The 15,377-nt window shown below is 45.7% G+C and carries 13 protein-coding genes; 1 reads left to right on the top strand and 12 read right to left on the bottom strand.

Features of this window, described 5'->3' with window-relative positions; translation table 11 throughout:
* Window positions 1-22: 22 nt before the first annotated feature.
* The 4 genes from BW42_RS02755 to BW42_RS02740 form a co-directional block, all read right to left on the bottom strand.
* A complete protein-coding gene (locus tag BW42_RS02755) occupies window positions 23-907 on the bottom strand; it encodes a B12-binding domain-containing protein (protein ID WP_035407123.1) in 885 nt (294 codons plus the stop codon).
* Window positions 908-978: 71 nt separating this feature from the next.
* Window positions 979-1,173 carry a hypothetical protein gene (locus BW42_RS02750; RefSeq protein WP_035407120.1) on the bottom strand — a complete coding sequence of 65 codons (195 nt, stop codon included), beginning with the start codon at window positions 1,171-1,173 and terminating at the stop codon, window positions 979-981.
* A gap of 43 nt (window positions 1,174-1,216) precedes the next feature.
* A complete protein-coding gene (locus tag BW42_RS02745; protein WP_035407118.1) occupies window positions 1,217-2,647 on the bottom strand; it encodes an ATP-dependent DNA helicase RecQ in 1,431 nt (476 codons plus the stop codon).
* A complete protein-coding gene (locus BW42_RS02740; RefSeq protein ID WP_035407116.1) occupies window positions 2,647-3,669 on the bottom strand; it encodes a helix-turn-helix domain-containing protein in 1,023 nt (340 codons plus the stop codon). The genes BW42_RS02745 and BW42_RS02740 overlap by 1 nt, the downstream gene beginning before the upstream one ends.
* Before the next feature lie 230 nt (window positions 3,670-3,899).
* Here BW42_RS02740 and BW42_RS02735 point away from each other — a divergent pair, with 230 nt between their 5' ends.
* Window positions 3,900-4,148: a ferredoxin gene (locus BW42_RS02735; RefSeq protein WP_029342027.1), complete on the top strand. Its 249-nt coding sequence runs from the start codon at window positions 3,900-3,902 to the stop codon at window positions 4,146-4,148.
* Window positions 4,149-4,281: 133 nt separating this feature from the next.
* On the opposite strand, the gene BW42_RS02730 is transcribed toward BW42_RS02735, so the two are convergent.
* The 8 genes from BW42_RS02730 to BW42_RS02695 all read right to left on the bottom strand — a co-directional run bounded on the left by BW42_RS02730 (window position 4,282) and on the right by BW42_RS02695 (window position 15,260).
* A complete protein-coding gene (locus BW42_RS02730) occupies window positions 4,282-5,241 on the bottom strand; it encodes an ABC transporter permease (RefSeq protein WP_035407114.1) in 960 nt (319 codons plus the stop codon).
* Window positions 5,241-6,311, bottom strand: coding sequence for an ABC transporter permease (locus tag BW42_RS02725; protein ID WP_035407110.1), 1,071 nt, complete (start codon window positions 6,309-6,311; stop codon window positions 5,241-5,243). Before BW42_RS02725 ends, BW42_RS02730 begins: the two co-directional genes overlap by 1 nt.
* A complete protein-coding gene (locus tag BW42_RS02720) occupies window positions 6,308-7,837 on the bottom strand; it encodes an ABC transporter ATP-binding protein (protein ID WP_035407107.1) in 1,530 nt (509 codons plus the stop codon). Before BW42_RS02720 ends, BW42_RS02725 begins: the two co-directional genes overlap by 4 nt.
* Before the next feature lie 65 nt (window positions 7,838-7,902).
* Window positions 7,903-8,976 carry a BMP family protein gene (locus BW42_RS02715; protein WP_035407104.1) on the bottom strand — a complete coding sequence of 358 codons (1,074 nt, stop codon included), beginning with the start codon at window positions 8,974-8,976 and terminating at the stop codon, window positions 7,903-7,905.
* A gap of 130 nt (window positions 8,977-9,106) precedes the next feature.
* The gene (locus BW42_RS02710; RefSeq protein WP_035407101.1) at window positions 9,107-9,826 is read right to left on the bottom strand and encodes a GntR family transcriptional regulator; all 720 of its coding nucleotides are present in this window, start codon (window positions 9,824-9,826) and stop codon (window positions 9,107-9,109) included.
* Window positions 9,827-10,048: 222 nt separating this feature from the next.
* Window positions 10,049-11,062: a BMP family protein gene (locus tag BW42_RS02705; protein ID WP_035407099.1), complete on the bottom strand. Its 1,014-nt coding sequence runs from the start codon at window positions 11,060-11,062 to the stop codon at window positions 10,049-10,051.
* A gap of 317 nt (window positions 11,063-11,379) precedes the next feature.
* The gene (locus BW42_RS02700) at window positions 11,380-13,527 is read right to left on the bottom strand and encodes a DNA translocase FtsK (RefSeq protein ID WP_035407095.1); all 2,148 of its coding nucleotides are present in this window, start codon (window positions 13,525-13,527) and stop codon (window positions 11,380-11,382) included.
* A gap of 68 nt (window positions 13,528-13,595) precedes the next feature.
* A complete protein-coding gene (locus BW42_RS02695) occupies window positions 13,596-15,260 on the bottom strand; it encodes a ribonuclease J (protein WP_023468670.1) in 1,665 nt (554 codons plus the stop codon).
* Window positions 15,261-15,377: the final 117 nt, after the last annotated feature.

Below are 15,377 nucleotides of genomic sequence, written 5' to 3'. Positions count from 1 at the left end.
TCTCCGTTCGCTATGAACCATACTATACACCAGATACCGGAGTGAGTCGACTTAACCAACTTTTCCACGATTGATCGTCCGCACCAAGTAAGTGTGGTCCGTATCGTTCCGGAAGCTGATCGACTGCGTATCCTCCAAGTCCAATTTCAAGATTCGGAAAATCAGCCATCAAACAGTCTAATGCTTCATCAAGCAATGGTAAATGATCGGATAACGTGCACGATAAGATGACAGCTTTCGGTTGCAATTGATGTGTCACGGCTACTAAGTCCGGCACCGGAATACCAGAACCGAGGAAAATCACATCAAAACCCGATTGCCGCAAGTAGAGTGTGAAGAAGAGTAGTCCGAGCTCATGTTCTTCTTCTGGTGCACAGACACAAACGATTCGCGGCAAGAACGGATTGATCGGCATCTGTAGTGATAACGTCGAAAGACGGGCTCTTAAGAAAGCTGTTGCAAAATGTTCATGCGCAATTGTAATCTCTCCTGACTCCCATTTCAGTCCGATTTCATGTAAGAGTGGACCAACGATATCTTGAATGACTTTATCGAAACTAAACATCGAGAACGCTTTATTCATGATGTCATGCGCGTGTCGTTCTTCGAAGTTCGTCAATGCACGGAATAACTGATCTCGTAGTTCGACTCCGTAATCATGGGGCACTTCAGCTCGATTGACAGGCATCTCATATAATTGAATTGCCTTTGAAACCGACAATCCTTCTTTTTGTTTATCGACGATCCAACGCAATTTCGCAACGTCACTATCACTATAAATGCGATGCCCGGATTCACTTCGATCCGGATCAAGCACTTGATATCTCCGCTCCCAAGCACGAATGGTCGTCGGGTTGAGTCCCACCAACGCAGCGACTGCTTTGATATTGTATTTCCCACGATCCATGCATCGTGCCTCCTTCCCCTTCCTTTCTAGTATACGCTGAAAGGAAAAAAATCTCCGTTCACAATGTGCCTTTACATCATGAAACCGATGGAGACGAAGGCGATGATGATCGTGATCATGAGTACCGTTAGCGTGATTGCTAGCGGATTTTTTCGAAATGGCTGCTTCAGTCGTTCATTTCGAACGTGTTCGATTCGCGAGGAACGTGGTGGTAAGAGTTGCTCCTCTTCGTTCTGATGTAACCGCCGTTGATCTTGTTTACTCAATGTTCATCACCTTTTCTTGAAAAAAATAAGGATATTTTCTAGTTTACACCGAATCTAGTGATGAAAAAAAGACTTGTTCTAAACGCTTTTTCCAATTTACCGTTTGAAGCACCTTACTCTTCACGGGATCCTGCCATTCGATCGTACCGCATATATCACAACAACGTGGCTGAACGATTGCCGGTTCATCAAAATGATGCAATAACATCGTACGGCGACATTCATTCCGGTGAATATAGTCCATCATCCGGCTGACTTCTCGTCCTTTGAGCTGTTTTCGTTCCACCTGCCATTGCATGATACGTTCCTTCGACCAGCCATTCTCAAGTTGCGATTTCAGTAACCGATATGCTGGATCTTCCGGATTGAGGTGTAGACGAGTCTCGATTTTCGCGTAGGACTCCCCTCTTCTCACCCCTTGTTGTAACTGATCAATCCAAAGGACAGGCGCATATTGTGTCTCAATCAGAAAGGTTTGTAATTGTTCATCCTGAGGAGCATAAAGCAAGATCGCCGTCGCCTCTTTTCCGTCCCGACCGGCACGTCCGATTTCCTGCATATAAGCTTCAAGCGTCGCCGGCATCGTGTGATGGATAACTGTACGAACGTTTCCTTTATCAACACCCATTCCAAATGCGCTCGTACAAACGAGACAGTCCATTTCATCATGAAGAAACTGTTGTTGAACAAGCTGACGGTCTTCCATCGTTAATCCGGCATGATAGTAGGTTGCCCCTTCAATGATTCCTGCAATCCGTTCCGCTTCTTTACGCGTTGTCGTATAGATGACACATGGACGAACGATACGTGTCATCCAACGGTCGAGTGCTGCGTCTTTTTCTTCTCGATCGACGCGATCCACGGTGTATTGGATTTCCGGTCGATTGACGGAACGACGGATGACATGCGGTTCTCGCATCTGCAATTGTATTCGGATATCTCGTTCAACAGCTTGAGTCGCTGTTGCGGTTAAGGCGAGGCACTGCGGAAAACCTAGTTCCCGGCGAATTTGCCCAAGTCTTGCATACTCAGGTCGAAACTCGTGTCCCCACTGCGAGATACAGTGGGCTTCATCGACGACGAATAGCGCGATGTCGACCTGTTTCAGACGAGCCCGTATTTGTGGTAACGCGAGTTGTTCCGGTGATAAGTAGAGATACCGTAGATGTTCGAGTACGGATAAGATTTGCTCTTTTTCTTCTCGCGTCTCAACAGATGTTAATTTTGCGACAGAACGTTCTCCCCGACGTTTGATTTGCATGACTTGATCCTCAATCAAAGAGAGCAGCGGAGACAAAATCAATGTCAGTCCCTCTCCTTTTACATACGAAGGAAACTGATAACAAACAGACTTTCCTCCACCTGTCGGTAAAATTGCTAACGTATCTGTTCCATTCAGGATGGATTCGATGATTTGGCGTTGTCCAGGTCGAAACGCTTCATAACCGAAATGTCGATGCAATAACGCTTCCATTAACTTCCCTCCCATTTACTACGAGCTAAGACCAATCGAATTTGAAAATAGGATACGTCTGATTGCATCGCGCTTTTGATTCGCTTGAGCGCATAAGTTTTGAGTTGTTGTGCGATATGTCGAATTTCTTCTTGTTGAGCCGTATCAACGAAAAGATCTAACGGAAAAGTGGGTGCATACATTGCAATTTCAACAAGATGATCTTCCATCGTGCTATTTTTTAGACGTCTTCTGACCGCAACATCTTCAACAGTGAGTCCTTGTTGCAATAATTCCCAAGTCGTTTGAGCAGACTGCGTCATCTTCGGAGTGTGGAGACCGGCTCCGATTTGTTGAATGAGCGGTGTACTTTTTAAGTCATTGATGCATCTTCGCCAAGCTATGATAAATTCGAACTGGACCGTCTCGACATCTACCTTCATCATTCGTGCCAATTGAGGATATGACCATCCCGTTTGCACACCTGATAATCGATGACTGATCAATGTCGCATCTCGTTCCGGTAAGCGCTCAAGGAGGAGCGTCAATTCTTGATACATCTGCGCTAACCAATCTGCTCGATTCGAGATGGTCGGAAGAACACTCTTGACCCACTCCCGAACGATCGTCTCTTGTTGCACGGGAATGAATGGTTGTTGCGCTTCTAGACAAATTACCGTTTGAACGAGAAGACTGAGCCGTTTCCACATCATTTCAGCATATCCCCGAAGTTCACCACCAAGTTGATCAATGATTACTCCATCCGTTTGTCCTACTAGTCGAGCGCCTTCGCTCGTCAGTCGAAGTGTCTCTTGCCGTTCGATCCACTTTTTCTGAGCGAGTTCCGTTAAAACCGACTCGAATCGCTGTTTACTGACTAATACGGTACCGAACGTCGACTCTAAATCATAAAAATGAGCATCTTGAAGAGAAGTTGCTGACTTCTTCCCTTGAAAAACATGATAAAGACTCCGGTCCGAACGTTCGTCTCGAAGACGCTGAATCGATTCTAGAAAAATGCGCTCTAGTAATGAAATTTCCATCTGCCACGCTCCTTTCTGATATATAGTGTTTATCGATTTGAAGATGATACCTCATCCATTTTCTTTTCGTTACGTTTTAGACATACTGTTTGCGGGCATGTGATGATATATACATTTTCTGTTATCACTTACGCTTCGTCATTGAAATGCAACGATGAGTCCGATACAATGACATATAGATGAGAACAGCGTGTTTCAATAATGTTTTCGTATAGAGAGGAGACCGTTCAATGGCTAAATTTACGATTGTCGACAAAGATACTTGCATCGCTTGTGGTGCTTGTGGAGCAGCGGCACCAGATATCTATGATTATGATGATGAGGGTTTGGCATATGTCATTCTTGATGATAACAATGGTACTGCCGAAATTCCAGAAGCATTATTCGACGATATGATTGATGCATTTGAAGGATGCCCGACGGATTCAATCAAAGTAGCAGATGAATCGTTCGAAGGCGATGCGTTAAAATTCGAATAAGTGAATAAAAAAAGATGTTTCCTTGCGAAACATCTTTTTTTGTTGGTCTTTTATTCACGCGATATATCTATCAATCATTAAAAAAACCGGGTGTCGCCATTTGGCAACATCCGGTTTCTAAGTGGTAAAAAATTTAGCGTTTTCCTTTGATATATGGTACACCAACAGCTTTTGGTGCATCCGCCCGACCAACGACACCAGCGAGTGCTAGGATCGTCAAGAGATACGGTGCAATCAATAGATACACTTGCGGAATTTGATCGAGTAACGGCAATTGCTGACCGATGATTGAAATCGCTTGAGCGAATCCGAAGAATAGTGCAGCACCCATAGCCCCGAGTGGATTCCATTTTCCGAAGATCATCGCCGCAATCGCGAGGAACCCTTGACCGAGGATCGTCGTGACACTGAAGTTCAGTGAGATCGATGTCGCATAAACAGCACCAGCAAGACCACCGAAACCACCAGAGATCATGACACCGATGAAACGCATCTTCGTGACGTTGATTCCCATTGTATCTGCCGCCATCGGATGTTCCCCGACAGAACGTAAACGAAGACCAAATGGCGTCTTGAAAATGATGTACCACGCGACGAAGGCAAGGATGATCGCGATATACGATGTGTAGTAGACGTTCGCGAAGAACATCTTCAGCACAGGAATATCAGACAAGAATGGCACGTTCTCTTTTGAGATTCGGTTTGGAATCGAATCCGTTTGTCCTTTTCCGTAAAGCGCCCGGACGAGGAAGATGGCAAGACCGACTGCAAGCAAGTTGATCGCAACTCCAAGAACCGTTTGATCAGCCCGGAAAAGGATTGCCGGAATCGCAAGGAAGAGCGAGAAAACTGCTCCGACGACAATCGCAATGAGCATCGCAAGCCAAGGACTCGCAGCACCCAAGCCCATTTTTGATAGCGTCAATGCCGTGACGACACCCGTGAAGGCACCCATGACCATTAAACCTTCTAACGCGATGTTAACGACGCCAGAACGCTCACTGAAAATGCCGCCAAGTGCTGCAATGATCAACGGAGCCGAATAGGCAAGTGCGATTGGCACGATGATATAAAGTACTTCAAGAAAGCCCATTACTGACCGGCTCCTTTCGCTTTTTTAGATTCTTTCTTAACTGCGAACTTCTCGATGACGAGACGAATCGCGTATCCAGAAGCCACGAAGATGATGATGAACGCAATGATAATTTTGATCAGTTCCGGTGGAATACCAATCTGTTGCATCGACAGACCACCGATATTGAGTCCTGCAAATAGTAATGCAGCGAGCACGACGCCGATCGGATTATTCGCACCTAACAAGGCAACCGCGATCCCGTCGAATCCAACACCAGTGAAGGACGCATTCAGCGTCATGTTTTGGAACGTCCCAAGACCTTCCATCGCCCCAGCAAGACCAGCGAACACACCTGAGATGACGAACGATAAGATGATATTGCGGTTAACGCCCATCCCTGCATATTCAGCAGCATTCTTATTGAATCCAACAGCTCGAAGTTCATAACCGAGTGTTGTTTTCCAAAGAATAAACCAGAAGACGAGTGCAGCGATGATTGCGATGAAAATTCCGTTATGAAGACGTGAGAAATCCGTGATTTCTTGTAAGAACGGTGACGCAAGTGATGCTGATTCCTTGATTGTCTCCGTCCGCTCATTCGTAATGCCGATGACGTGACGTAAAATATCGTTCGTGACGTATAACGCGATATAGTTCATCATGATCGACGTGATGACTTCATGTACGTGGAATTTCGCTTTTAAGATACCAGGAATCGATGCCCAAAGCGCACCTGCTAAACCTGCTCCAATCAAAGCGAGTGGTAAATGAACAACTGTCGGCAAATCAAACTTGATTCCAATCCAGACTGCAACCATCCAGCCGACGAGCACTTGACCTTCGACACCGATGTTAAAAAGTCCTGTCCGAAAAGCAAACGCGACAGCAAGACCCGCGAAGATCAATGGAGCCGCCGCACGCAATGTTTCACCGATGCTGTACGGTTCGCCAAAAATACCATAGAATAATTGATCAAACCCAGCAATCGGATCATACCCACCAATGAGCATGACGATTGCCCCGACGACCATCCCAAGCACGATGGAAAGAATCGGAATGAGGATGCCGTAAAAACGCTCTAACTTCATGAATGACCTACCTCCTCTTTCTTACCGCCGGCCATCAGGAAGCCAAGCTCAATTTCGTTCGTTTCTTTCGGATCCAAGAAGGCCACTGTTTTTCCTTCATATAACACGGCAATCCGGTCAGAGACTTGCAGAATTTCTTCGAGTTCGAATGAAATCAACAAGACAGCACGACCTTTTTCGCGCTCAAGAACCAATTGTTCATGAATGAACTCGATTGCCCCAACATCAAGACCACGAGTCGGCTGAGCCGCAATCAGCAAATCTGGTGAACGATCGACTTCACGCGCGATGATCGCCTTCTGTTGGTTACCACCAGACAAGGCACGAGCGAACGTCTCTGGACTTGGAGTTCGGACGTCGAACTTCTCGATGAGCGTTTTGGCTTTTTCCATGACTTGTTTATAGTTCATGATGCCTGCTTTTGAGTACGGTTGTTTGTAGTACGTTTGTAAGACCATGTTATGTCCAATCGAATAATCAAGGACAAGTCCATGTTTATGTCGGTCTTGCGGGATATGACCGACACCTGATTCCGTTACTTTCCGTGGCTTCAGGTTTTTAATCGATTTGTTGTTGAGGAAGATTTCGCCACTGTCTGCTTTACGAAGACCTGTAATGGCTTCAATCAATTCCGTTTGTCCGTTTCCGTCGATTCCGGCAATTCCAACGATTTCTCCGGCACGAATGTCGAGATTCAATCCATCGACTGCTTTGATGCCACGACCGTCCTTGACGACTAGATTCTTGATATCGAGAACGAGTTCTTGTGGAGTTGCCTTGGAATACTCCGCATTAAAGTTGACTTCACGACCTACCATCATTTCAGCAAGACGCGACTGTGTCATCGTCTCATCAATATCGACCGTGCCGATATATTTACCACGGCGAATCGTCGTACAGCGATCAGCTACTTCCATGATTTCTTTCAGTTTATGCGTAATGAGGATAATCGACTTTCCTTCCGCAATCAAGCGATTCATGATTTGAATCAATTCTTTGATCTCTTGCGGTGTCAAAACAGCAGATGGTTCATCAAAGATCAAGATGTCTGCCCCACGGTACAACGTCTTCAAAATTTCAACACGTTGTTGCATTCCGACTGAAATATCCTCGATTTTTGCATCAGGATCAACAGCAAGACCATACTGTTCAGAAATCTGGCGTACCTTTTCACGCGCCGATGCACGATCAATCTTAATCCCTGTACGTGGCTCTGCACCTAAAATGATGTTTTCAGTAACAGTGAAATTTTGAACGAGCATGAAGTGTTGGTGCACCATGCCGATTCCAAGATCATTCGCGACGTTCGGACTCGTAATATTGACTTTTTCACCGCGTACACGAATTTCTCCAGCCTCAGGCTGATACAAACCAAATAAGACGTTCATCAGCGTCGATTTTCCGGCACCGTTTTCACCAAGTAAAGCGTGAATCTCACCTTTCCGAAGCTGGAGCGTGATATTATCATTTGCGACGAAATTGCCAAACTCTTTTCTGATGTTCAGCATCTCAATGACGTATTCCAAGAAAATCCACTCCCATGTTTAGTTTAAAAGGGGAGTCGCAATGCTAGCGACCCCCGCTTTCATTATTATTTAAGTGACGCTTCGTACTCTTTATACTCGTCGTCAGTCGATGGAACTTTAATGTCACCATCGATGATTTGTTTTTTGTACTCTTCGACTTTGTCGAGTGCTTCTTTTGAGACGTTGTCTTTTGAAGGAGCGATATCGACACCGCCGTCTTTTAGACCGAACTCAACGACTTTACCTGCTGGGAAGTTGCCGTCCTTCGTGTCTTTCGCGACTTGCTCTACTGCTGTATCCACACGTTTGACCATTGATGTCAATGTGACGTTTTCTGGCATACCTTCTTCGACTTGGTCACGGTCTACACCGATAACCCAAACATCTTCACCGTTCTTTTTACGGTTTTTCGCTTCTGTGAATACCCCTTGTCCAGTACCACCAGCTGCGTGATAGATGACGTCGACTTTTTTACCGTACATACCTGAAGCGATTGCTTGTCCTTTTTCAGCAGCGTTGAAATCTTCTGCGTATTGAATTTCGATTTCCGCTTTCGGGTTAGCCGCTTTAACGCCTGCTTTAAATCCGCTTTCGAACTTTTTGATCAAGTCCGAGTTGACACCACCGACAAATCCAACTTTATCCGTTTTCGTCGTTAGACCTGCAACGACACCAACGAGGAACGAACCTTCGTTTTCTTTGAAGACGATTGAAGCGACGTTTGGTTTATCGACGACTTGGTCAACGAGTGCGAAGTTGTTCTTTTTGAACTGATCCGCTACTTTACCGATATCTTCAGCCATCAAGAAACCAATCCCGAGAATTAAGTCGTATTTTGCACGTGCTAATTGCTGAAGGTTCGGTTGATAGTCTGATTGTTTTGCAGATTGGAGATATTTATAGCCAGTACCTTCTTTTAAGTCATTGTCTTTCCCGAACTTTTGGATACCTTCCCAAGCAGATTGGTTGAATGATTTATCATCCACGCCGCCTGTATCTGTAACCATACCTACTTTAAAGCCTTCTGATTTGCTGCCGCTACCTGAATCTTTCGAATCGTCGTTGCCACCACATGCTGCAAGGACGGAACTCATTGCTAAACCTGTTGCTGCTAATGCGAGAAGTGACTTCTTTTTCATCTGGAAAAATCCCCTTTCGAATATGGTCATACAAAGTTCAAGACTACGTCTAGCACCTGAGGCTGGCGATGAGGAGCGTTACGTAGGTTTTGACGGGAAGCGCTTTCAGTATTCATCCTAAAACAATGGCTCACACACGTTTACGGATGACGTGGAAATCGAACTTATCTGCTCGGAAATAGTTCGCTGAAAAAAGAACGGAACGGTCGAGCTCATCATAATGCGTCTGACGCAAAGCGAGCAGAGGTTGGTCCGTATGTAATTGTTCAGCGATTTTCGGATCAATACGCGGCTCGATATGCGTCACAGCATGTGTGACACGTCGTCCGAGTTCTTTTTCTAAAGCATCAAACAATGATGTCGAAGAGGTGAACTGCTCTTCATTTTTAATATAATGGCTTGGAATCTTATCGATACAATAGACGACAGGAACATCTCCTGCGAGTCGGATTCGTTCGATTCGATATACCAATTCATCCGGACCAAGTTGAAAGCGTTCTCGGTCGCGCTCAGTCGGTTGGACCATCTCGGATGATAGCACTTCTGAGGTCGGAATCATGCCTGCGCGCGCGATCATCTCTGTCACGCTGTATAACTCCTCGATACCAGAAGTAAACGGTGGTCTTGCATTGATAAACGTACCGACACCGTGTTTACGGATGACAATGTTCTCATCTTCAAGAATTCGTAATGCCTCTCGAAGAGTAGCTCGACTGACGCCAAGTTGCTTTGAAAGTTCAAACTCTGAAGGGAGCTTCTCGCCTTCCTTGTAAACGCCGTCATCGATGTCTGACTTGATTTTTTCAATCACACGTAAATAAAGCAAACGATGATCTAGTTTAATCGACATGACGCATCTCCATCCTCTATCTAGTTGTAACCAGTGCTCAGACTTCTGACGTATGAGAACTCCAGCCAAGATAAGTATATGACGCTTAACACAATCCTGCAATCATTTTGTAACAGGTTAGAAGTCTGACTTCTGGCGCTTTTGTAACCCTTTTCATAACGTAATCAATAATGGAAGAAAATAGGGCATTCTACCTAAGAATGCCCTTTATCTTTTCAACGCTTATTGCTCAGGTACTTCGATTTCCCCTGAAACGACAGCCGCTTTTGCTTTCTCAAGCGCAGTCATCGTCTTCTTCGAGATTTTTTCAGATGGGACGATATCAACGCCGTCTTCCTTCAGACCATAACGAACCGTTTTACCACCTTCGAGTTTTCCATCTTTCGCTGCGTTAGCTGTATCTTCAACTGCGCGGTCGACACGTTTGATGACCGATGTTAACGTCACGTCTTCCGGCATACCTTCTTCTTTTTGATCACGGTCGACACCGATGACCGATACATCTTCTCCATTTTTCTTACGGTTCTTCGCTTCTGTGAAGACACCATTTCCTGTACCGCCTGCTGCTGGGAAGATGATATCCGCTCCTTTACCGTACATGCCGGCTGCGATGGCTTGACCTTTTTCAGGTGCTGCGAAGTCCTCTGCGTACTGAACATCGATTTTGATTTTTGGATTGACGGATTTCGCTCCAGCTTCGAAACCAGCTCGGAACCGCTCGATGACGTCCATTTTCATGCCACCGACGAAACCGATGTGATCTTTTTTCGTCTCCATAGCAGCAACGATCCCTGCAAGATACGCCCCTTCATTTTCCTTAAATGTGATCGATGTGACGTTTTTCCCTTCAACGACATTATCAACGATTGCAAATTGTGTATCCTTAAATTGATCTGCTACGGTTTTAACATCTTCATTGAATGTATTCCCGATACCGAAAACGAGATCTTCTCCACCACGTGCAAGACGTGACAAGTTCGGTTGATAATCTTGTTGTGATTTAGACTGTAAATAAGAGAACCCTTCATTTTGCTTGAGTTTGTTATCTTTACCGTACGCTTGCAGACCTTCCCAAGCTGATTGGTTGAACGATTTATCATCGATTCCACCTTTATCCGCTACCATAGCGACAGAGAACTGATCTTTTTGGTCAGCTTTCTCACCTGAACCGCCGCAGGCTGCAAGTCCAACTGTTGCTACTGACATCATCGATACGATTACCTGTTTTTTCTTCATATCATCCATCTCCTCTGCATTTATGAGAGCGCTTTCATTATCTATTTGTGAAAAAGTCGCTCCCAGCCCTCATGTTGAAGGTCGGTCACTCATATGTCTGAGTATGCCAAAAAAAATATTGAAAATCAACAGACGTCTGACAACTATTTTCATGAAAGCGATTTTATTTTATTTTTGTCTTTTTTCCTTCCTTTCATTTCTAATTTTCTCATCTCATATACGACTCCTGTGTCATTTTTTTGAGCACATTATACGCTCATCCATATATATCCATTATTTTAATAAAAAAGAATCACGGTGGATACCGTGATTCTTGATTAACGTCCCATGACGCGGCGTGGTTTTGATCCTTCAGAAGGACCAATCAGACCATTTTCTTCTAGAGCATCAATCAACCGGGCAGCTCGGTTGTAGCCGATACGATACTTTCGTTGAATCATCGACGTCGATGCCGTCTCTTGGGTCAGAATGAACTGGACGACCTCATCATAGAGTGAGTCATCGACCTCTGTTTCACCTTCAGGTACATCTTTTGGAATCATCGCTTCAACATACTGCGCTTTTTGTTGACTGATGACATGATTGACAACCTTCTCGACTTCTTCGTCTGATAAGAACGCACCTTGTACACGGACGGGTTTGTTCATGCCGTTACCGAGCAACAACATATCCCCTCGTCCAAGCAATTTATCAGCGCCTCCCGTATCAAGGATCGTCCGTGAATCCGTCGCACTCGACACACTGAAGGCGATACGTGACGGAATATTCGCTTTGATGACACCAGTGATGATATCAACACTTGGTCGCTGGGTCGCGATAACCATGTGAATCCCAGCTGCTCGCGCCATTTGTGCAAGTCGCATGATTGCATCTTCAACTTCGTTTGACGCGACCATCATCAAGTCGGCTAACTCATCAACGATGACGACAATATACGGTAATCGTTGATGCACTTTTTCCTCTGCGTTCATCTTATCGATTAGTGCATTGTAGCCTTCGATGTTGCGCGCTCCGTTTTGACTGAAAATCTCATAACGACGTTCCATTTCCGAGACGACCTGTTTTAACGCCTGCGCCGCCTTTTTCGGATCGGTGACGACCGGTGCCAAAAGATGAGGAATACCGTTGTAGACGTTTAATTCGACCATTTTCGGGTCAATCATCATCAGGCGGACTTCATCCGGTCGAGCTCGCATCAAAATTGAGACGATCATCCCGTTAATGCAGACCGATTTACCGGAACCGGTCGAACCGGCAACTAAGACGTGTGGCATCTTATTCAGCTTTGCTGTCACCGTCTCACCAGAAATGCTTCGTCCGAGTGCGACGAGCAAACGATCATTGTCGGATTGAACGCTCTCCGCTCCTAACACTTCTCGAAGTGATACCATGGCGACTTCACGGTTTGGCACCTCGATTCCGACAGCCGCTTTACCAGGAATCGGTGCTTCGATTCGAATATCTTTCGCCGCTAACGCAAGCGCTAAATCATCGGCGAGTCCTGTGATCCGACTAAGCTTGATACCTTGTTTTGGTTCAATCTCATACTTCGTGACACTTGGTCCGAGATGAATCTTCAACACTTTCGCTCCGATTCCGAACGATTTTAAGGTCGCAATCAATTTCGTCGCATTATCCTTTAGTCGCTTATTCTCACCCGATAAGTCTTTGGACGTCGGCTCTGCTAATAAATCAAGCGACGGCAATTGATATCCGTCCGGTGTCTCCGTCATCGTCAGTGGTCCTTGTGTCTCCGCTGCTTGCGGTTCAACGTGATCCGTAAAGCCGATAATTGGAACGTCTTGAATGTTGACCGAAGGATCCTCTGCTTCTTGCTCTGTTTCGATTGGTTCCTCAACAGTTGCTGGTCGCAACGTCTTTGCTTTTTTCTCGCGGACCGGTTTCGGTGTCAGGTCTTTTTCGATCCGAGGACGAGGTGTCCGTTCACGATTACGAAATTCTTCTGCGCGTTCCCGCAGTCCAAGCCATAGTTCTCCATAAAACGAAGGGTGTAGTAGATGAACAGCTGCGCCGATGAAGAACAGACCAATCAAGAAGGCACCGCTACTTGAAATGTAATATGCTGCGTTTTGATAGAGCCATCCATTGAGAATACCACGCGGTGCTCCGAGCATTAGATCAATCCAGACGACTGAACCCATTAGTAGCATCGACCATGCCCATTTCTGAGCCCGTGACGCGTTCGATAGTAGCAAGAGTAGCACGGCACCTATCCCGCCGTATAATAAGGAACCGAACTGACCGATTAATCGTTCTCCTCCATCAGCTAGCGTCAGTCCGACTTTCCCGAATTCCCCAAATGCGAGAACGAAGGCAAGTAGTGAAACGATTGCGATGATGGTCGCATATGTACGATACGCAATCGGCTGACGTTGTTTCTTCGCTGCCGGTCGTTTCCGTGGCGGCGTTTTTTTTCGTACGGTTTTTCGTTTCGTCGTCGCCATACGTCATCCCTCCTGATAAAAAAACGGCTCAGTGGACCAGGTATTGGTCAATCTGAGCCGCTCGTTTGTTAAATCTCCATGATGATTGGAAGAATCATCGGGCGGCGTTTCGTCTGTTCATAGAGATAAGCACTGAGTTTATCTCGAATCAACGACTTCATCTCCGTCCAATCCAATTCTCCGTTTAATTTACCTTGTAGTTGTTTCGCGACGATTCGGTTCGCTTCATTGATCATATCTTCTGATTCACGCATATAGACGAATCCGCGAGAAATGATTTCGGGTCCCGAGACGATCGTTTTGTTTTTTCGGCTAATCGTAATGACACAGAGGACGACACCATCTTGTGACAACAAGCGACGATCACGAAGGACGATGTTTCCGACATCACCAACACCGATTCCGTCGATCAAGACGTTTCCGGCGTTCACTTTGCGTGACATCCGTGCTTTACGCTTCTCAAACTCAACGACATCTCCATTCTCGATGATGAAGATATTGTTCGCATTGACGCCAACCGTCTGTGCGAGACGACTGTGTGCCTTTTGCATCCGGAATTCTCCGTGAATCGGTAGGAAGAATTTCGGTTTAATCAAGTTGAGCATCAGCTTCAGATCTTCCGCATGACCGTGACCGGAAACGTGTACTTTCCGTTGGTTGTAGATAACATTCGCACCCGCACGGAATAAGAGATCGATCGTTTTCGAAACCGACTTCTCGTTACCTGGAATTGGGGAAGCCGCGACGACAACCGTATCATTCAAGCGAATATTGACTTGCTTGTGTGCGTTACGTGCCATTCGTGTTAAGGCTGCCATTGGCTCACCTTGAGATCCTGTCGTCAAGATGACGACTTGGTTATCATCGAGGCGATTGATGTCAGATAGATCAATCAATGTTTTCTGCTTGAAGCGTAAGTAATTCAAACGCTGTGCCACTTCAACGTTGTTGACCATGCTACGACCGACGACCGCTACTTTTCGATTGTTCGCTTCTGCTGCTGCAAACACTTGTTGTAGACGATGAATGTTCGAAGCGAATGAAGCTACAATCACACGACCCGGTGCTTCATAAATGACGTCGTTCAATTCAGAACCGACAATCGATTCTGACCCAGACATCCCTGGTCGCTCTGCATTCGTCGAGTCAGACAGCAAGCACAGTACGCCCCGTTGACCAATCGCTGCAATTTTCCCGAAGTCTGCTTGTTTTCCATCGACTGGTGTGTAATCGAACTTGAAATCCCCCGTATGAACGATGGCACCTTGAGACGTTTGAATACAAACCCCAACTGCATCCGGAATCGAGTGGTTGACCCGGAAGAACGTAATAAAATGACCTGCAACGGTTAATTTCGTCTTGGCATCAATTGGACGAAGATCTGCCTTTTTCAATAAACCGGCTTCTTTTAATTTGTGTTCAATCAAACCGAGCGTCAAACGTGTTCCGTAAACAGGTACCTTCAAGTCACGCAAGACGTAACTGAGTGCCCCGATATGATCCTCGTGACCATGGGTAATGAAAATCCCTTGAATCCGCTCTTTGTTTTCTTTTAAATAACTGATGTCTGGAATGACTTTATCGATTCCAAGCATCTCATCTCCTGGGAACATTAACCCGGCATCGATGACGAAGATGTCCTCGTCGAGTTCGACGACGTACATGTTCTTACCGATCTCACCGGCGCCACCAAGAGCAAAGACGCTTACTTTTTCCGTCTTCTTCTTTGACACGACATGACCTCCTATAATTCATATTCACTTTTCGTGAGCCGTCCACTTATCACTATCACTATTCTAGCCGAATTTTCACAATCTGCCAACAATCGGACTAGGAAATCTAAAAAAAAC

It is taken from the genome of Exiguobacterium sp. RIT341 (genome assembly GCF_000632205.1).
Classification (GTDB): Bacteria; Bacillota; Bacilli; order Exiguobacteriales; family Exiguobacteriaceae; genus Exiguobacterium_A.
Note: the sequence above shows the minus strand (reverse complement) of the source record. Positions and strands in the feature narration are given on the sequence as shown.